17 protein-coding genes are annotated in these 18,246 nt (G+C 67.0%); 13 read left to right on the top strand and 4 right to left on the bottom strand.

The features are described from left to right. The first annotated feature begins 7 nt into the window (after nucleotides 1-7). The 5 genes from ACXAGF_RS13370 to ACXAGF_RS13350 all read left to right on the top strand — a co-directional run bounded on the left by ACXAGF_RS13370 (nucleotide 8) and on the right by ACXAGF_RS13350 (nucleotide 6,352). Nucleotides 8-1,195 (top strand): glycine C-acetyltransferase, encoded by a 1,188-nt coding sequence (locus ACXAGF_RS13370; protein ID WP_475017753.1) that lies wholly within the window; start codon nucleotides 8-10, stop codon nucleotides 1,193-1,195. Nucleotides 1,196-1,228: 33 nt separating this feature from the next. Further along, nucleotides 1,229-2,263: an L-threonine 3-dehydrogenase gene (gene tdh / locus ACXAGF_RS13365; protein WP_475017752.1), complete on the top strand. Its 1,035-nt coding sequence runs from the start codon at nucleotides 1,229-1,231 to the stop codon at nucleotides 2,261-2,263. 399 nt (nucleotides 2,264-2,662) lie between these two features. Continuing rightward, nucleotides 2,663-4,720 (top strand): RNA polymerase sigma factor RpoD, encoded by a 2,058-nt coding sequence (gene rpoD, locus ACXAGF_RS13360; protein WP_475017750.1) that lies wholly within the window; start codon nucleotides 2,663-2,665, stop codon nucleotides 4,718-4,720. 201 nt (nucleotides 4,721-4,921) lie between these two features. Further along, entirely contained in the window at nucleotides 4,922-5,929 is a 1,008-nt protein-coding gene (locus tag ACXAGF_RS13355) for a DUF930 domain-containing protein (protein WP_475017749.1), read from the top strand. Between the two features lie 129 nt (nucleotides 5,930-6,058). Further along, nucleotides 6,059-6,352, top strand: coding sequence for a GYD domain-containing protein (locus ACXAGF_RS13350; protein WP_475017747.1), 294 nt, complete (start codon nucleotides 6,059-6,061; stop codon nucleotides 6,350-6,352). Nucleotides 6,353-6,438: 86 nt separating this feature from the next. Here the strand turns inward: ACXAGF_RS13350 and ACXAGF_RS13345 are convergent, their stop codons facing one another. After that, nucleotides 6,439-7,545, bottom strand: a complete 1,107-nt coding sequence (locus ACXAGF_RS13345; RefSeq protein ID WP_475017746.1) for a branched-chain amino acid ABC transporter substrate-binding protein — start codon at nucleotides 7,543-7,545, stop codon at nucleotides 6,439-6,441. Nucleotides 7,546-7,827: 282 nt separating this feature from the next. On the opposite strand from ACXAGF_RS13345, the gene ACXAGF_RS13340 reads away from it, so the two are divergent. The 4 genes from ACXAGF_RS13340 (at nucleotide 7,828) to ACXAGF_RS13325 (ending at nucleotide 13,033) form a co-directional block, all read left to right on the top strand. Then, a complete protein-coding gene (locus tag ACXAGF_RS13340; protein WP_475017744.1) occupies nucleotides 7,828-8,181 on the top strand; it encodes a DUF427 domain-containing protein in 354 nt (117 codons plus the stop codon). Between the two features lie 97 nt (nucleotides 8,182-8,278). Further along, nucleotides 8,279-9,937 carry an alpha/beta hydrolase gene (locus tag ACXAGF_RS13335; RefSeq protein ID WP_475017742.1) on the top strand — a complete coding sequence of 553 codons (1,659 nt, stop codon included), beginning with the start codon at nucleotides 8,279-8,281 and terminating at the stop codon, nucleotides 9,935-9,937. Between the two features lie 188 nt (nucleotides 9,938-10,125). Beyond that, a complete protein-coding gene (locus tag ACXAGF_RS13330) occupies nucleotides 10,126-10,701 on the top strand; it encodes a transglycosylase SLT domain-containing protein (protein WP_475017741.1) in 576 nt (191 codons plus the stop codon). A gap of 154 nt (nucleotides 10,702-10,855) precedes the next feature. After that, nucleotides 10,856-13,033: a CHASE2 domain-containing protein gene (locus ACXAGF_RS13325; protein WP_475017740.1), complete on the top strand. Its 2,178-nt coding sequence runs from the start codon at nucleotides 10,856-10,858 to the stop codon at nucleotides 13,031-13,033. Nucleotides 13,034-13,148: 115 nt separating this feature from the next. Here the strand turns inward: ACXAGF_RS13325 and ACXAGF_RS13320 are convergent, their stop codons facing one another. Continuing rightward, nucleotides 13,149-13,964: a class I SAM-dependent methyltransferase gene (locus ACXAGF_RS13320; protein WP_475017738.1), complete on the bottom strand. Its 816-nt coding sequence runs from the start codon at nucleotides 13,962-13,964 to the stop codon at nucleotides 13,149-13,151. A gap of 128 nt (nucleotides 13,965-14,092) precedes the next feature. Continuing rightward, entirely contained in the window at nucleotides 14,093-15,088 is a 996-nt protein-coding gene (locus tag ACXAGF_RS13315; protein ID WP_475019288.1) for a FecR family protein, read from the bottom strand. 478 nt (nucleotides 15,089-15,566) lie between these two features. Here ACXAGF_RS13315 and ACXAGF_RS13310 point away from each other — a divergent pair, with 478 nt between their 5' ends. The 4 genes from ACXAGF_RS13310 to ACXAGF_RS13295 all read left to right on the top strand — a co-directional run bounded on the left by ACXAGF_RS13310 (nucleotide 15,567) and on the right by ACXAGF_RS13295 (nucleotide 17,360). After that, nucleotides 15,567-15,920 (top strand): DUF1428 domain-containing protein, encoded by a 354-nt coding sequence (locus ACXAGF_RS13310; protein ID WP_475017737.1) that lies wholly within the window; start codon nucleotides 15,567-15,569, stop codon nucleotides 15,918-15,920. A gap of 66 nt (nucleotides 15,921-15,986) precedes the next feature. Beyond that, a complete protein-coding gene (locus ACXAGF_RS13305; RefSeq protein WP_475019287.1) occupies nucleotides 15,987-16,385 on the top strand; it encodes a secondary thiamine-phosphate synthase enzyme YjbQ in 399 nt (132 codons plus the stop codon). A gap of 61 nt (nucleotides 16,386-16,446) precedes the next feature. Then, nucleotides 16,447-16,824 (top strand): nuclear transport factor 2 family protein, encoded by a 378-nt coding sequence (locus ACXAGF_RS13300; protein ID WP_475017735.1) that lies wholly within the window; start codon nucleotides 16,447-16,449, stop codon nucleotides 16,822-16,824. 182 nt (nucleotides 16,825-17,006) lie between these two features. Further along, complete coding sequence (locus ACXAGF_RS13295; RefSeq protein ID WP_475017733.1) at nucleotides 17,007-17,360, top strand: hypothetical protein; 354 nt, start codon at nucleotides 17,007-17,009, stop codon at nucleotides 17,358-17,360. A gap of 107 nt (nucleotides 17,361-17,467) precedes the next feature. Here the strand turns inward: ACXAGF_RS13295 and ACXAGF_RS13290 are convergent, their stop codons facing one another. Further along, nucleotides 17,468-18,214 (bottom strand): SIMPL domain-containing protein, encoded by a 747-nt coding sequence (locus ACXAGF_RS13290; RefSeq protein ID WP_475017731.1) that lies wholly within the window; start codon nucleotides 18,212-18,214, stop codon nucleotides 17,468-17,470. Between the last annotated feature and the right edge of the window lie 32 nt (nucleotides 18,215-18,246).

Genomic DNA, 18,246 nt, shown 5'->3' with positions numbered 1-18,246 from the left:
CCGATCCATGACCACCGCCTTTCTGTCCCACCTGCGCACCGAACTCGAAGGCCTGAAGGCCGCCGGCCTCTACAAGTCCGAACGCGTCATCACCTCCAAGCAGGCCGGCGAGATCGAGGTCGCCTCCGGCGCGCGCGTGCTGAACTTCTGCGCCAACAACTACCTCGGCCTGGCCGACAACGAGGAACTGGCCGAAGCCGCCAAGAAGGCGCTCGACCGCTACGGCTATGGCATGGCCTCGGTCCGCTTCATCTGCGGCACGCAGGAGGAGCACAAGCAGCTCGAGGCCCGCATCTCGTCCTTCCTCGGCATGGAGGACACGATCCTCTATTCCTCCTGCTTTGATGCCAATGGCGGCCTGTTCGAGACCCTGCTTTCGGAGGAAGACGCGATCATCTCCGACGCCTTGAACCATGCCTCCATCATCGACGGCGTGCGGCTGTCGAAGGCGAGGCGCTTCCGCTACGCCAACAACGACATGGCCGCTCTGGAGGAAGAACTGAAGAAGGCCGAGGGCAGCCGCTTCAAGCTGATCGCCACCGACGGTGTCTTCTCGATGGACGGCATCATCGCCAACCTTGAGGGCGTGTGCGATCTCGCCGAGAAGTACGGCGCGATGGTGATGGTGGACGACAGCCACGCCGTCGGCTTCGTCGGCGCGCATGGCCGCGGTTCGGCCGAACATTGCGGCGTCGAGGGCCGGGTCGATATCATCACCGGCACGCTCGGCAAGGCGCTCGGCGGGGCCTCCGGCGGCTACACCTCGGCAAGGGCCGAGGTGATCGACTGGCTGCGGCAGCGCTCGCGACCCTATCTCTTTTCCAACACGCTGGCCCCGGTCATCGCCGCGGCCTCGCTGAAGGTCTTCGACCTGATCGACAACGGCGACGCATTGCGCGCGCGCCTCTACGCCAACTCCGACCTGTTCCGCCGCGAGATGGGGAAGCTCGGCTTCACGCTGGCCGGGGAGGGGCACCCGATCATCCCGGTCATGCTCGGCGATGCGGCGCTCGCCCAGGAGATGGCGGCGCGGATGCTGGAGAAGGGGGTCTATGTGATCGGCTTCTCCTTCCCCGTCGTGCCGCGCGGCCAGGCCCGCATCCGCACCCAGATGTCGGCCGCGCACAGCGAGGCCGACGTCAGGAAGGCGATCGCCGTCTTCGCCGAGGTGGGACGTGAACTGGGCGTGATTTAAAGAGTCTTGTGAGTCGCTTGCGGAGATTTCGTCATGTCCAACATGATGCGTGCACTGGTCAAATCGAAGCCGGAGGCCGGCCTGTGGATGGAAAAGGTCCCGGTCCCCGAGGTCGGGCCGAACGACGTGCTGATCAAGGTGAAGAAGTCGGCGATCTGCGGTACCGACGTGCACATCTGGAACTGGGACCAGTGGGCGCAGAAGACCATTCCCGTGCCGATGGTCGTCGGCCACGAGTTCGTCGGCGAGATCGCCGAGGTTGGCTCGGCGGTGACCAAGTACCACGTCGGCGAGCGGGTCTCGGGCGAGGGCCACATCGTCTGCGGCAAGTGCCGCAACTGCCGCGCCGGCCGCGGCCATCTCTGCCACTATACCAAGGGCGTCGGCGTCAACCGGCCGGGCTCGTTCGGCGAATTTGTCTGCATCCCCGAGCATAATGTCGTCGCCATTCCCGACGACGTTCCGGACGAGGTGGCGGCGATCTTCGACCCCTTCGGCAATGCCGTGCACACCGCGCTGTCTTTCGATCTCGTCGGCGAGGACGTGCTCGTCACCGGCGCCGGGCCGATCGGCATCATGGGGGCGATGGTCGCCCAGCGCGCCGGCGCCCGCAAGGTGGTGATCACCGACATCAATCCGCTGCGGCTCGAACTCGCCCGCCAATGCGGCATCGAGCATGTCGTCGATGCGTCGAAGGAAAGGCTCGAGGACGTGATGGCCGAAATCGGCATGAAGGAAGGCTTCGACGTCGGCCTCGAAATGTCCGGCGCGCCGCCGGCGTTCCGCTCGATGATCGACACGATGAACAACGGCGGCAAGATCGCCATCCTCGGCATCGCCCCGGAGGGCTTCGGCATCGACTGGAACAAGGTGATCTTCAAGATGCTGACGCTGAAGGGCATCTATGGCCGGGAGATGTTCGAGACCTGGTACAAGATGATCGCCTTCGTCCAGGGCGGGCTCGACGTCTCCAAGATCATCACCCACCGCATCGGCATCGACGAGTTCCGCGACGGCTTCGAGGCGATGCGCTCCGGCAATTCCGGCAAGGTGGTGATGGATTGGTAGGGCGGCTGAGGGGCGGGCGCGAATCAGCGGGAAGCCGGCCCCTTGTCTTTTCCTCCACCATACCTACATCTTGTGCACACCCGCAACCGGCGCCCTTGGCTTTGAAGACCCGAATCAGAGGGTTTTCAGGGTTTTTTGGCGGAAAAGCTTGACGGAACCAAAAAATCTGGGAATCACCATTGCTGGCACAGGTGAGATGGGTAAGGCGGATCGGGAAGACATGTCAATCATGTTGCCAAGGCAGCATGTCCGCGGCCTTCGAAGCCGAGGCGTGGTTCATCAGGACTCAAGTTTCATTCCGGTAGGTAAGTGAAACGATTGGCAGGGCGTCGCCCAAGGCTGGCGCCGGCACAATCTGCAGCAGCACGAATCTGGGTACCCCAGGAAAGCGAAGAGTAAATGGCGACTAAGGTCAAAGAAAACGAAGAAGCCGAAACCGAACGCGAAGGTGCACCGGACGGCCCGCTTCTGGACCTTTCCGATGACGCCGTCAAGAAAATGATCAAGGCCGCCAAGAAGCGCGGCTACGTCACCATGGACGAACTCAACTCGGTTCTGCCGTCGGAGGAAGTCACCTCCGAGCAGATCGAGGACACCATGGCCATGCTCTCCGACATGGGCATCAACGTCATCGAGGACGAGGATGCCGAGGAGGCCCAGGGCGGCGGTGACGACGACGGCGACGACGACAGCGAGAGCGAGGGCGGCGAACTGGCCGCGTCCGGCGGCACGGCCCTGGCGACCGCCAAGAAGAAGGAACCGACCGACCGTACCGACGACCCGGTGCGCATGTACCTGCGCGAGATGGGCTCGGTCGAACTGCTGTCGCGCGAGGGCGAAATCGCCATCGCCAAGCGCATCGAGGCCGGCCGCGAGACCATGATCGCCGGCCTGTGCGAGAGCCCGCTGACCTTCCAGGCGCTGATCATCTGGCGCGACGAGCTGAACGAGGGCCAGACGCTGCTGCGCGAGATCATCGATCTCGAGACGACCTATTCCGGCCCCGAGGCCAAGGCGGCGCCGCAGTTCCAGAGCCCGGAGAAGATCGAGGCCGATCGCAAGGCGGCCGAGGAGAAGGAAAAGGCAAAGAAGGCGCGCTCGTCGGCGGCCAACGACGACGACATTACCAATGTCGGCGGCGATGTGCCGGCGCCGGAGGAAGAGGAAGAGGACGACGACGAGTCGAACCTGTCGCTCGCCGCGATGGAGGCCGAGCTCCGCCCGCAGGTGATGGCGACGCTCGACAACATCGCCGAGACCTACAAGAAGCTGCGCAAGCTGCAGGACCAACAGGTGGAGGCGCGCCTTGCCGCTACCGGAACGCTGTCGCCGGCCCAGGAGCGCCGCTACAAGGAACTGAAGGACGAGCTGATCACGGCAGTGAAGTCGCTGTCGCTCAACCAGAACCGCGTCGACAGCCTGGTCGAGCAACTCTACGACATCAACAAGCGGCTCGTGCAGAACGAGGGCCGGCTGCTGCGGCTGGCCGAGAGCTACGGCGTCAAGCGTGACTCCTTCCTCGAGCAGTACAACGGCGCCGAACTCGATCCGAACTGGATGAAGTCGATCGGCAACCTCGCCGCGCGCGGCTGGAAGGAATTCGCCCGCAACGAGAACGCGACGATCCGCGACATTCGCCAGGAGATCCAGAATCTCGCGACCGAGACCGGCATCTCGATCTCGGAGTTCCGCCGCATCGTGCACATGGTGCAGAAGGGCGAGCGCGAGGCCCGGATCGCCAAGAAGGAAATGGTGGAGGCGAACCTGCGCCTCGTCATCTCGATCGCCAAGAAGTACACCAACCGCGGCCTGCAGTTCCTCGACCTGATCCAGGAAGGCAACATCGGCCTGATGAAGGCGGTCGACAAGTTCGAGTACCGCCGCGGCTACAAGTTCTCCACCTATGCGACGTGGTGGATCCGGCAGGCGATCACCCGCTCGATCGCCGACCAGGCCCGCACGATCCGCATCCCGGTGCACATGATCGAGACGATCAACAAGATCGTCCGCACCTCGCGCCAGATGCTGCACGAGATCGGCCGCGAGCCGACGCCGGAGGAACTGGCCGAGAAGCTCGCCATGCCGCTGGAGAAGGTGCGCAAGGTGCTGAAGATCGCCAAGGAGCCGATCTCGCTCGAAACCCCGGTGGGCGACGAGGAGGATTCGCACCTCGGCGATTTCATCGAGGACAAGAACGCGCTGCTGCCGATCGACGCCGCGATCCAGGCCAACCTGCGCGAGACCACCACCCGCGTCCTCGCCTCGCTGACGCCGCGCGAGGAGCGCGTGCTGCGCATGCGCTTCGGCATCGGCATGAACACCGACCACACGCTGGAAGAGGTCGGCCAGCAGTTCTCGGTCACCCGCGAGCGCATCCGCCAGATCGAGGCGAAGGCGCTGCGCAAGCTCAAGCACCCGAGCCGGTCGCGCAAACTGCGCTCGTTCCTCGACAGCTGACCGGGTCCGACCGCGGACGTTTCGCCAAACGGGCCGGGCCTTGTACCCGGCCCGTTTGCGTTTGCCGTCTGCCTGCGGCGTGGCGCGCACTCGCCAAACCGGACCGGCCCTGATATCTGAACCCTGTCAGCAAAGCCCCGACCGGGTTTTGAACTTGAATGCGGCTCCGTTTGCGGAGCCTGCCCTGATGGCAGTTGCGTGATGATGCGGCAGTTCGGAGAGAGGCGTTGGCAGACCATCAGCTGGGGCGCGGTTGTCTCGATCGCGCTGCATGCGTTGATCGCCGCCGTCCTGTTCGTCCAGATTCCCTCCTTCGAGCACACGCCGCCGGCGGAGGAGAGCGTCAGCGTCGAGCTTGTGCCACCGCCGGAGGAGACGGCGGAAGCGTCGGTGCCCGAAGAGGCGCCACCCGAAGAACCACGGGCGGAAGAAGAACAGGAACAGGCCGAGCCGCCGACGCCGGCGGCGGAGGCGTCACCGGAACAGGACCCGGCAACGCCGCCGGCGGAGGATGTCCCCATTCCGGTTCTGCGGCCGGTCCTCGAGTTCGGCGAGACGGACACCGGTTCGCTCGATCCGGAGCCGGACGATATCGGCAGGAAGGCGCCCACGCCGGCCGAATTGGAGGCCGAAGAAACCCCGGTAGAGACCGCGGCCAGCGAAACGGAGACCACGCCGGAGACGGAAACGGCCTCTCCGGTGCCGGAGGACGTGGCGCTGCCGGAGCTTGGCGAAGCGGAGGACCCACCCGCACCGGCCGAAAACGCCGACCCGGCTTCGCCGGCCGAGGCGGTGGCCGACGCCGGGACGGCCGATGCGGCGGAGCCAGCCGCGGCCAGTGCCGAGCCGCTCACCGCGGCCGAGAAGCTTTACTCGGCATCGGCCACCGACGACCCGGTCGCACGAACGGCGATGGGGGACCTGCCGCGCGGCACGCGCATCGAACGGCTGTGCAGCACCGAACTCTATGCCCAGCTCAGGCACGGATCCCCGTCCTACCGACCGGAACTGCTGCCGTCCTTTCGCCTGTCGCAGGGCACCGTGCTCGACGTCCGGCGGGCGGCGTTTCGCGCGAACACGCGCTGGTATGACCTCAGCTTTCGCTGCGAGGTCGACGCGGATGCGACCCGCGTCGTCTCCTTCGCCTTCGATGTCGGTGCGGAGGTTCCAGAGAGCCAGTGGCGCAACCGGGGCTTTCCGGCGCTCTGAGGCCTCGACCGCGGCGCGGGCCGAGCATGCACTTTCCTTGTTGCCCCAGGCGCGCGGGCGTATAGTCAGCTGACGGGCTGAGGGCAATGGTTGCGGCGTCGTTCGGACGCACGCAAGGGGAGGTGTGCGATGACGATGTACATCATTCTTGTCAACTGGACTGAACAAGGCATCAAGAACGTCCGCGAGTCGCCGAAGCGGCTCGATGCCGCCAAGAAGGCGCTGAGCGACATGAACGGGTCCTTCAAGGACTTCTATCTGACCATGGGCGACCACGACATGGTCGCCGTCTGCGAGGCCCCTGACGATGCGGTGGCCGCCCGCTTCTGCCTGGCCCTGGGCCAGGCCGGCAATGTGCGAACGAAGACGCTGAAGGCGTTCCCGGAAAAGGCATTCCGCGAACTCATCGCCACGCTCGGCTGACGCCGGCAAGGAGGGGCCGCTTCGGCGGCCCGCCGCAGGGAAGCGCGCCGGAGATGTCTCCCGGCGCGTTCCCAAGGTTTGACTGCCTATTCGGCGGCGACGATGTTGCCGTCTTCCCACTTGAACAGCGAGAAGCTCGGGGAGGTCAGGTCGCCAGCTTCGCCGTAGGTGAGCTTGCCGATCGCGGTCTGGATCGGCTCGCCGGACTTCAGGGCTGCCGCGACGGCGGCCGAGTCCTCGGCGCTGCCGGCCTTCTCGATCCCGGCCTTCAGCACTTCGACTGCCGCATAGGCATTGAGCGTGAAGGCTTCCGGCGGGATGTTCTGTGCCTTCAGCACTTCCACCGCCTTGGCTGAATCGGCGCTCTTGAGGGCGTCGATGGCATTGGTGAACGTGGTGCCGGCTACAGCACCGGTGCCGATCGCCCAGAGTTCGCTGTTGGACAGGCCGTCGCCGCCGATGATGGTGGCCTCGAGCGACATGTCCTGCATCTGACGGGCGAGCAGGCCCGCCTCCGGATGGTAGCCGCCGAAATAGACAACCTCGACGCCTTCCGCCTTGAGGCGCGTGATCAGTGCGCTCAGGTCCTTTTCGCCGGGGGTCACGCTCTCGTAGAGCACTTCCGTCACGCCGCCGGCGTTGACACCGGCCTTGAAGGCGTCGGCGAGGCCCTTGCCGTAGGCACCCTTGTCGTGGACGATGGCGACCTTCTTGTCACCCATCGTCTTCACCACGTGGTCGGCGGCGACGCTGGCCTGCTGGTCGTCGCGCCCGCAGGTGCGCAACACGTTCGGCAGGCCGCGGGCGGTCAGGTCGGGGGCGGTGGCGGTCGGGGTCACCATCAGCACGGCGTTCTCGGCAAGCACGTCGGATGCGGGGATGGCCACGCCGGAGGTGACCGGGCCGACGACAAAGCGGATGCCCTCGCCGACGATCTGGTTGGCGGCGGATACGCCCTGCTTGGGGTCGCCCGCGTCGTCGGCCAGCTTCAGGACGACCTGCTCGCCCAGGATGCCGCCGGACTTGTTGATTTCGGCGACGGCGGCCTCGGCGCCGCGCTTGACCTGATCGCCGTAGGCCGCGACCGGACCGGTCAGCGGCGCGATCAGGCCGATGGTGATGTCGGCATAGGCGGCCGAGGAAAAGAGCAGCGAAGCTGCCAGGGTTGCGCCGGAAAATCTCTTGAGGTTCATTGTTGCATCTCCTTAGGTGACCCCTTCGGGCCGGAACAGCCGTTTGCGACGCGCTGAGAGCGAGCGTATCCAATGCCGGCCTGCAGCCAGAAAGCGCGCTTTCGGTCTTTTTTAATCGCTGATGCGCCTCCCAACGCAGCGTACGTAGGAAAAACCCCTTGTCTTCGCAACAAAATAACGCGTGAATGGCAATCGGCGCGGTCAGGACGGCTGTTGTTGCGGCGATGGTTTCGTCCGTCGTCCCTGGCCGGTAAGCGACATTTCATCTTGCGGAGCGGAGACATGGCTGAGAGGGGTCCCGGGCCGGACCACCCCATCACTGTCACGGCCAATCCCGGTCGCGTCATCATCTGGCTCGGGGGCAGGATCGTCGCCGACAGCCGGCGCGCCCTCACGCTGCTGGAGCCGAACTACGCCGCGGTCCAGTACATCCCGCGGGCCGATCCCGGCATGATGCAGTTGCAGCGCAGCGAACACGCGACCTGGTGTCCCTACAAGGGCGAATGCTCCTATTTCCATATTGCCGCCGGGGGCAATGCGATCTGGTCGTACGAGGCGCCGCACGAGGCGGTCGCCATGATAAGGGAACACCGGACGTTCTTCGCGGAGCGGGTCGACCGGATCGAGATGCTCTAGTGCTGGCGCGGGCGCGCGGCTGCAACCACGCATTGCCTCCTCCGCCAAGGCGTGCCAAGCTGGCTAGCAGCCTCGACTGGCGTGGGGACCTCGAGTGATGTCGCGTTGGGTGCTGAAGTTCTGGACATCGCTCTCGGTTCCCGGCCTGCTGCTCGGGGCGCTGTTCTTCGCGGCCTCGTTGACGCCGAGCCTTCTGCCGCGAACCTTTCTGACGCAGGGCGTGCTGTCCGGCGTCTGCTTCGCCGTCGGCTACGGGGTCGGCGTCTTCCTGTGGCTGGTTTGGGACTACCTGGAGCTGCCGCCGCCCACCGGACGGTTGTGGCGCGGCCTGAAGATCGGCGCGGCAGTCCTCTGCGTGGTGAGCGTGCTGCTGGCGCTGTGGTGGAGCGCCGCGTGGCAGAATTCCATCCGAGCATTGATGGAACTGGCCCCCATCGAGACCGGCCATCCGACGAAGGTCGGCCTGATCGCCTTGTCGACATTCGTCCTGGCGATCGCCCTCGCGCGGCTGTTCGCCCTTGCCTGGCGGCTGTTCGCCCGGGTGTTCCGGCGTTTCGCGCCTCGCCGCGTGGCTGGCCTGGTCGGCGGCCTGCTGGCGGTCATGCTGTTCTGGACCGCGGTCGAGGGTGTCCTGTTCCGCTGGGCGCTCCACGCCGCCGATTCGTCGCTGCAGGCGCTGGACGAACTGATGGAACCGGACACACCGCGGCCGACCGATCCGCGCCGCACCGGCAGCGCCGCATCGACCGTCTCGTGGTCCGACCTCGGCCGGCGCGGCCGGGAATTTGTGGCCGGCGGCCCGCGGCAGGGCGAGATCGCGGCCTTGACCGGCCAGCCGGCGCAGGACCCCATCCGGGTCTATGTCGGGCTCAACGCCGGCGAAACTGCCGAGCAGCGCGCCAGCCTCGCGCTGAAGGAACTGATCCGCGCCGGCGGTTTCTCGCGCAAGACGATGGTCGTGATCGTGCCGACGGGCACCGGTTGGGTCGATCCGGAAGGGGTCGATCCGCTCGAATACCTGACCCGTGGCGACGTCGCGAGCGTGGCGATCCAGTATTCCTACCTCTCCAGCTGGCTGTCGCTGCTGGTCGAGCCGGACTATGGCACCGATGCCGCGCGCGCCTTGTTCCGCGCCGTCTATGGTCACTGGACCAAGCTGCCGAGGAACGCCCGGCCGAAGCTCTATCTTTATGGCCTCAGCCTCGGCGCGCTCAGTTCGGAGCAGTCGGCCGAGCTGTTCGAGGTGATCGGCGACCCCTACCAGGGCGCGCTCTGGGCCGGCCCGCCGTTCGAAAGCCGCATCTGGCGCAAGTTCACGGCTGAGCGCAACGAGGGAACGCCGGCCTGGCTGCCACGGTTCGGTGACGGTTCGTACGTGCGTTTCACCAGCCAGCAGAACGCCTTGTCGCAGGCGACGGCGCCGTGGGGGGCGATGCGGATCGTCTACCTGCAATATGCCAGCGATCCGGTGACCTTCTTCGACGAGGGCGCCTATCGCCGCCCGCCGCCGTGGATGGTCGGACCGCGCGGGACGGACGTTTCGCCCGACCTGCGCTGGTATCCGCTCGTCACCTTCCTGCAGCTCGGACTCGACATGGCGATGGCGACGACGACGCCGATGGGCTACGGCCATGTCTATGCCGGAGAACACTACATCGACGCCTGGATCGCCCTGCTCGGTCTGGAGGAGGCGTGGAGCGCAGAAGCGGTGGCGAAGCTGAAGGAAATGTTCCGCGCCGATCGGCTGCGGGACTAGGGCCGGGTGCGGTTCGAGCCAGAATATCGATTGCCTGTCAGTGCCTTGCGCCGGACGGCTGAGAGGGCGATTCCGCGGCGGCGGCGGAATGGCAGTCGCTGCCGCTCCTCGAGCATCTGGCCGTTCGCGTAAAAACCAAACCTTAAGATTTACCATTTATCAATCTCTCGAAACCGAGAGATCGAGCGATGCGTTGCGTTTTTGTCGTCGTCCTCACGATGATGCTGGCCGCCTGCGGTACCGTTCCGCGCCATACCGACAATGCCTGTGCCGTGTTCGAGCAGAACGACGGCCTGTTCGAGAACTGGCAGCGGGATGCGGCGCGGGTCGAGCGCGAATATGGCGTGCCGGTGCCGGTGCTGATGGCGACGATCTACACCGAATCCGGCTTCCGCCATAATGCCAAGCCGCCGCGCACCAAGCTCCTGGGCTTCATCCCGTGGAAACGGGTGTCCTCGGCCTATGGCTATTCGCAGGCGCTCGACGGCACCTGGGACAGCTACAAGCGGTCAACGGGCCGCCGGTTCGCGCGCCGCTCCGACTTCGGCGACGCGATCCGCTTCGTCGGCTGGTATCACCACCAGAGCCACCTGAAGCACGGCATTCCGGTGACGGACACCTACCGCCTCTATCTCGCCTATCACGACGGCCACGCCGGCTACGCCCGCGGCAACTGGAGCCGGTCCGCGAAGAACGGGGCGAGCCGAGCCTCCGGCATGGCGGCGCAGTACCAGCGGCAATTGCGCAACTGCGGCTCCTGGTAACGCAGTCGATGCCGTCGATAGGCCATCCTGGCCGACAGTCCGGTACCGCGCTGCGTGTTTGTTCGGCGTCTGCTGCAACTGTGCCTCAGGCATAGTATGCTCGCCGTGCGGCACGAGCGTGCCGCTCGGGCAATCGGAGGTGCGGTCGGTCGCCATGACACGCGCACAAGGGATCGGGGTCATCGTCGGGCTTGCGATCGTCGCGGCACTAACCCTGCTGCGCGCCGGCGAGCCGCCGGTCTACCGGCTTGCCCGCGAGGCGGTGTTCGACGAATACCAGCGCCTTGCGCCCCGTCCCCATGAGGACATGCCGGTGCGCGTCGTCGACATCGACGAGGCCTCGCTGAAGGAATTCGGGCAATGGCCGTGGCCGCGCGACCGGCTTGCGCGGCTCGTGGACCGGCTCGCCGAGCTGGGCGCGGCAGCGATCGCCTTCGACGTCCTTCTTTCCGAGCCCGACCGGCTGTCGCCGCGCGCCGTGGTTGCCGAGGTTGGCGGGGTTGCCCCCGACGTTCTGGCGCAACTGCCCGACAACGATGCGATCCTTGCCGGCGCGATCAAGGACAGGCCGGTCGTGCTCGGCTTCGGAATCTCCAACGACGGAACCTACCTGCCTCCGGTGAGAGCCGGTTTCGCCTATACCGGCGAGCCGCCCTTCGGCGCGCCGCCCCGGATCGTGGCGGCCACGCCGATACTGCCGGCGCTCGAGGCCAACGCCGGCGGCATCGGCCACATCAGTCTCGACCCCGGCAGGCCGTCGGGGGTGGTGCGCACGATCCCGCTGCTGTTGAGCGACGGCGAGCAACTCTATCCGAACCTCACGCTCGAGGCGCTGCGGGTGGCGCAGGAGGCGTCGACCTACGTTCTGGCGGACGCCCCCGAGGTGCCGGACACCATCACGCTGATCAAGGCCGGCGAGTTCGTCATTCCAGTAACCGCGACGGGAGAGCTCTGGCTTTATGTCAGCCCCGACACGGCACAGCGATATCTCTCCGCCGGCGCAATACTGGCCGAGGAAGGGCTGCCGGAGGCGGATCGCGCCGCGCTGGACGGGGCGATCGTCTTCGTCGGCACGTCGGCGGCGGGGCTGCAGGACATCCGCATCACCGCGCTCGGCCAGCAGGTTCCCGGCGTGTCGTTGCATGCGCAGGCGGTTGAACAGATTCTCGCGGGCCGGTTCCTGTCGCGGCCGGACTGGACCAACGGCCTGGAAATCCTCGCGATCGCGCTCGCCGGCGGCCTGATCGTGATGCTGACGACCTTCGTCAGCCCGGCCGTCGCCCTGGCCTTCGGATTGCTCATCACCGCAGCCGCGCTCGTCGCCTCCTGGGTGGCCTTTCGCTACTACGGGCTGCTGTTCGATCCGCTCGCCCCGATCGTCAGCGCCACGCTCGCCCATTTCGCCGCCACCGGCTACCGGATCCTGGTCGTCGACCGGGAGCGGCGACAGGTGCGGCGCGCCTTCGGCCAATATCTCTCGCCGGAACTGCTCTACCGGGTCGAGCACACGCGCGATGCCCTGCGGCTCGGCGGTGACGAGCGCGAGCTGACGGTGATGTTCGTCGACGTGCGGCGGTTCACCGAGATCAGCGAGCATCTTCCCCCGAAAAAGGTCGTTGCCTTCCTGAACACCCTGCTCGATGCGCTCAGCCGCGACGTAATCGCCCACGAAGGCACGCTCGACAAATTCATCGGCGACTCGATCATGGCCTTCTGGAACGCGCCGGTCGACATCCGCGACCACGGCCGGAAGGCGGTGCAATCCGCGCTGGCCATGCGTCAGACGCTCAAGCGGCTCAATGCCGAGAATGCATTCGGCTTCGGCAAGGGCCACCAGGTCACGATCGGCATCGGCATCCACACCGGTCTGGCCTGCGTCGGTAACATGGGCGCGGAGGCGCATTTCAACTATTCTGCGGTGGGCGACACCGTCAATGTCGCCGCTCGCATCGAGGCCGCCTGCAAGGAGGTCGGTTTCGATATTCTCGTTTCCAAGGGCACCGCGAGGCTGATTCCGGACATGGCGCTGCTGGAGGCGGGCACGCTTTCGCTCAAGGGGCGGCGGTCGCGCACGCGCATCTTCGCCGTCGCGGGGGACGAAAAGCTGGCCGAAACGGCCGCCTTTGCCGACCTTCGCCTGATCCACGAGCGGCTGGTGGAGGCCCTTGCCGCGCGCTCGACGACGGCTGCCCGCGACCTTGCCCGTGCGGCCCGGCAGTCGGCGGCCGGGCTGCCCGGGGCCTTGCCAGAGTTCTATCGCCGCATCTCGCGGCGCAGCGACCACTTCCATCCCGAGCCGGCGCCGGCGGCAAACCTTCCCGAGCAACAGTGAACGGTGTAGGCGGGGGCGGGGCTGAAGTCGCGGCTTGCGGGCATGCGCTTGCGGCCGACGCAGGCTGTCGTCGAGAGCAGGCGCCGGGCCGGGGTCGGGCCGGACGCTCCACTGGCTATGCGGCCGTGGCCAGGACCACGTGGGCCTGAATCTTGGCCACCACCTCGCCGCCGCCGTGTCGATCCGCAATTGCGGAGGCGGCATAATCGGTGGCCGCTTCCAGCCGTGCCGCGTCTCTGGCCTCGATTTCGGCTCGGAGAGGTGTTCCCTGGCAATAGGCGATGGCGGGGATACGCGCCGAGGCGGCGCGGCTTCTTTCGGTTCTGGTCTCGATCACGACGCGGGAGAAGCCTGCGGCCTCGAGTTCGCCGCGGATCAATGCCGTATCGTGGTAGCCGTGCGGCGTGCGGGCCAGGAAGCGTGGCGGGTCGCCCGGGAAGATTCTTGCGAGCGCGTTCGTCACCTCGTCGGCAAAGACATTCTCCTCGATGCGGTCCCACACGTTGAACAAAAGATGCCCGCCGGGTGTCAGGACCCGTCTCGCCTCGCGATAGGCCAGCAACCGGTCGGGAAAGAACATCGCACCGAACTGACAGCACACGAGGTCGAAGCTCGCATCGCCGAACGGCAGTGCCAGGGCGTCCGCCTGATACCATTCGACCCGGTCGCCAGGGGGTTGCCGTGCGGCGGCAAAGTCGAGCATCGGCTGGTTGAGGTCTGTTGCGACATAGCTTGCCTCGCGCGACAGTCTTGGCGCCAAGGCACGGGTAACGACCCCGGTTCCCGCGGCGATCTCCAGAACGGCGCCGGGCGACAGGGATACTGCCCGCCGCGCCATATCCGCGGCGAACGGCTCGAAAATCAGCGGTACCATGTATCGGTCGTAGGTCTCCGGAAGCGAACCGGAAAACGTCTTGTCGCTCTCCAGCATGACAGTCACCCGCGCTCTGCACCACCGTTCACATGACGAGCCCGGGACCGGCCTGCGCCGGTCCGTTCGCGACCGGTGTCCGCGCGCCGGCGCCCGCCTCGCGCAAACGCATCGGCCGGCCGCTGATACTAGTCCGCGCGATCCCTGCGGCTATCGCGCCTGGTGCGGCCGGGTCCGTCGGAGTCCCGATCGCCGCGGCCGCGATCCCGGCTCCAGTGGCCGTGGCGGTCCTTGCCCCAGCCGTGCTTGCCCCAGTCGTGCTTGCCCCAGTCGTGTTTGCCCCAGCCCGGCTTGTCATGCTTGCCGGGCTTATCGGGTTTGTGCGGCTTGTCCGGCTTGTGCGGCTCGGGTTTTGGCGGCGGCTCGGGCTTTGGCGGCGGTTCCGGCTTTGACGTTGGCGGGGGGGCAGGCGCCGCAGCCGGCGGGCGGGGTTGGCGCGGCGTGTCATCCAGGGCGGCGCGCAGGTCGCAGCGCCCGTTGCGCAGGCTGCCCGCCAGTTGCTGGTCGCCGGAGAGAAAGGGCAGGGCACGCGCGTTGCCAAGCGTGCGCAGGACATCGCGATCGATGCGGCGCGGGCTGCTGATCCCGCCGCCCCGGGTCGCAACCACGCAATCGCAGGGGCGCGTCAACTGCCGGCAACCGCCAGCGCCGCAGAACGAGGCCGCGCCGTTCAGGAGCACCATCGCCGTCGTCCCGTCGGCAGCCACGTAGAAGTCGAACGCGGTGCCGCGGACCCCGATCGTCCCGGCCGGGGTCAGGATCTGGTAGGCGGTGCTGTTCGAGCCGCCGCTGATCCAGCGGAACGTGCCCTTGGTGGCGCGGACCGTCAGCTTCTTCAGCGATCTTTGGTCGTCATAGACGAAGCGGTCGATCACCACCGACGAGCCCCAGCCAACCGCGAGCTTGCTGCCGTCGCGAAACACGAACTGGCCGAGGCCGCTTCGCGAGGTCCTGATGCGCTCGTCGCGATGGACCGGCGAACGCACCAAAAGTTCTTGGCCGTCCCCGGTCACGCGGGTCCTGATATGCACTGCCGACCCGATCGCCTCGACCGCGGGGGCCGGAGCAGGGGAAGCGAACACGAGACATAGCGCGACGATGGCCGCGCGCTGCAAGCAATACATTCCAGCCTCCTCGCGCCCGGGCTCAGGCAGTTCCGGAGAAACGGTATCGACCCGAAGCGTCGGCATTCGGCGGACGCGAGCCGTAAACCGGGCACTTTATATTATGAATCGCTAAATGTCTGCTGAGGCAAACGTGGTAGTTGGGCTTGCCCCGCACCTGTGCCGAGCTTGCTTTGCCGCCGTCTGCGCCGGGCCCGCGTGGTCGGCCATCCCCGGTCGGTCGCCGTGCGGAGCCCTGCCGGCGGGATTTGCATTGCAGGGCTCCGCCGGCGAAGCGTATCTTGACCGTCCGGCCGGCGAGACCGGCCCGGCCTCCAGCCAGGCCGCAATGTTGCGCACGCGGTGGCGAAGACGGCAACTCGGCCGTCGAAGCGGGAGAACGCATCGCGCCTGTCGGGACCGGGCACGCGGTTTCGTCGTTTGGTCATGGAGTCCCGTCGCCCGGGCGACGGGAGGGCACAGGCTACAGGAGGTTCAAATGCATTATGTCGACGGATTCGTGGTGGCCGTTCCGAAGAAGAATCTCGATGCCTACAAGGCGCTGGCCGAAATTGCGGGCCCGATCTGGATGGAGCACGGCGCGCTGTCCTATGTCGAATGCATCGGCGACGACGTGCCCTACGGCAAGGTGACGTCCTTTCCGCGGGCCGTCCACGCCAAGGACGACGAGGTGGTGATCTTTTCCTGGGTGACCTATGACTCGCGCGAGAACCGCGACGCGATCGTCGCCAAGGTGATGGACGATCCGCGTCTTTCGGAAGAGAAATGGCAGGCCGTGTTCGATGGCAAACGCATGATCTATGGCGGGTTCCAGAGCTTTCTGGAACTGTAGCGGCCGCGGCCGATTCGCCGTGGATCCGGACGACGAGGTGGCAGGGTGCAGACGCGCATTTCCGTCATGACCCGCGGGCAGGGGCTCTACGAGTTCACCGCGGACGCGCAGGCCTTCGTGCGCCGGTCGGGCGCCGCCGAGGGACTGCTCACGGTGTTCGTCCGCCACACCTCCTGCTCCATCCTGATCCAGGAAAACGCCGACCCGGACGTGCGCCGGGATCTCGATGCGTTCTTTCGCCGCCTCGTCCCGCCGTCGGACGATCCCTCGATGCGCTGGATCGTCCACACGAGCGAGGGCCCCGACGACATGCCCGCCCATATCAAGGCGGCGCTCAACCAGGTGTCGATCGGCATCCCGGTGGCGCAGGGCAGGTTGGCGCTCGGCACCTGGCAGGGGCTCTACCTGTTCGAGCACCGCGACAGCCCGCACCTGCGCGAAGTGGTGTTGCATCTGGGGTCGTGAGGGGCCTTGCGGAACCCCGCGCGCCGTCGCGCATTCCTGCACTGCATCAAGGGAGGACGGCATGGCAGACACAACCACCATCGCTACGGATCTCGTGGCCGCGATGAACGCGCGGGACTATGCCGCGATCGCCGGCGTCATCGACGAGGATGTCGCCATTGCCGGGATCGGGGAGGGGAGCGACACCGGGCGCGAGGCGCTGCGCGCGCGGCTCGCGCGCCACTTCGCCACCTTCGACGAAAGCTATGGCGACGCCACCGTCATGACCGCGGCCGGCGGCTCGCCGGTCGCTGTTCGCGTGACTGCGCGTGGCCGCGGCCCGTCCGGCAGCGCCTATGCCGGCGAGAAGGTGCTGGTGCTCGAAATCGACAGCGGGCGGATCACACGGCTGTCGCTGCTGGCCGATGCGGGCGACCTCGCCCGGCAACTCGGCCGCTGACCACGCCGGCAAAATGCACCCCGGCGGCCAGGGGCAAGGCAATGGCCGCAGCGATGGCGGGCTGAACGCCCGCTGAACGCCCGGTTCCGCTCGCGTTCAGCGTCCTCGCGCTAGCGTCTTTCCATTGAAACCCGCGGACGAATGCCGGTTGTCGCCGCCGCCCGCCAACACTGGAGAGACCCATGTCGAACCGCCTTGGAAAGTGCCTTGCCGCCGCGCTCCTCGCGATCACCGGTCTGACTGCCGCAGCGCCCGCCGCCTCCGCTGGCGGCCTCGACATCCACATCGAGCGGGTCGGTTACCGCGACGGCTACTACGGCCGCGGAACGGTGCGCCATCACGGCTGGGGCGACCATCACCACCGTGGCCGCTGCGACCCCTGGCAGGCGGTGGAGAAGGCGCGCGATCGCGGCCTTCGCCGCGCCCGGATTGCCGACGTCAGCCGCCGCCACGTCGTCGTCGAGGGCTGGCGCCACCATCGCTACTCGCGCATGGCCTTTGCCAACGTCGCCCGCTGCCCGACCCTGTGGGGCTGACCACGCTGACGCCAGCGAGGGCATCAGCATCATGAAGAACGGGGCCGCGCAGCGCTGCGCGGCCCCGTCCGGTCTCTTGCGCTGCCGCCCGGCAGCATCGCCGTCCGCTAGTTCTGCAGGGCGAAGGTCACCGTGACGGTGACCGAGTAGCTGGTCTCGCCGGCGGCAACCGGGACGGCTTCCGCGGCCATGTCCTTCGCCATCGCGCCGCGCATCATCGGCATCGGCTGGGGTCGGTACGAGGTCTCGGACATCTCCAGCACCTTGCCGAGCCCGATCCCTGCGGCGGCCGTCAGTTCCCGGGCCTTGGCGGTGGCGTCCTCGACCGCCTTGCGGCGCGCCTCGCTGATCACGGCCTCCGGCTCGTCGTTGGTGAAGCGGATCCCGCCGCTCTGGTTGACGCCGAGCGTGACCGTCTGGTCGAGGATGGTGCCGAGCTTGGACAGGTCACGGATGCGCAGGGCCAGCATGTTGCCGACCTGGAAGCCGACCAGGACCGGCGGCGTGCTCTCGCCGTTCTGGTTCTGCGGGTAGTGGTACTGCGGGTTGATCGTGAAGCCGGAGGTCTGCAGGTCGCGCTCGGCGATGCCGGCATCCTTCAGGGCCTGGATCACCTCGGCCATCGCCTTGTTGTTGGCGTCGAGCGCCTCGCGTGCGGTCTTGCCGTCCTTGACGACGCCGAGCTCGAGGACGGCCATGTCGGGCGCGATCTCGGCCTGGCCTTCGCCGGTGACGGTGATGACCGGTTCGCGCGGCCGTTGCTCCTGGGAGAAGGCGGGCGCGGCGGCGGTCGCGACCAGGGCAAGGGCGAGGACGCCGTCGCGCAGGGCGCTGGAAAGGGTTGGTCGTGGCATGCGGAATGTCTCCGGTTGGTTGTCCCTCGCCG

The organism is Mycoplana sp. ABR4_002 (assembly GCF_056159645.1).
The sequence above is the reverse complement of the archived record's forward strand: the minus strand, read 5'-3'. Positions and strand labels throughout refer to the sequence as shown.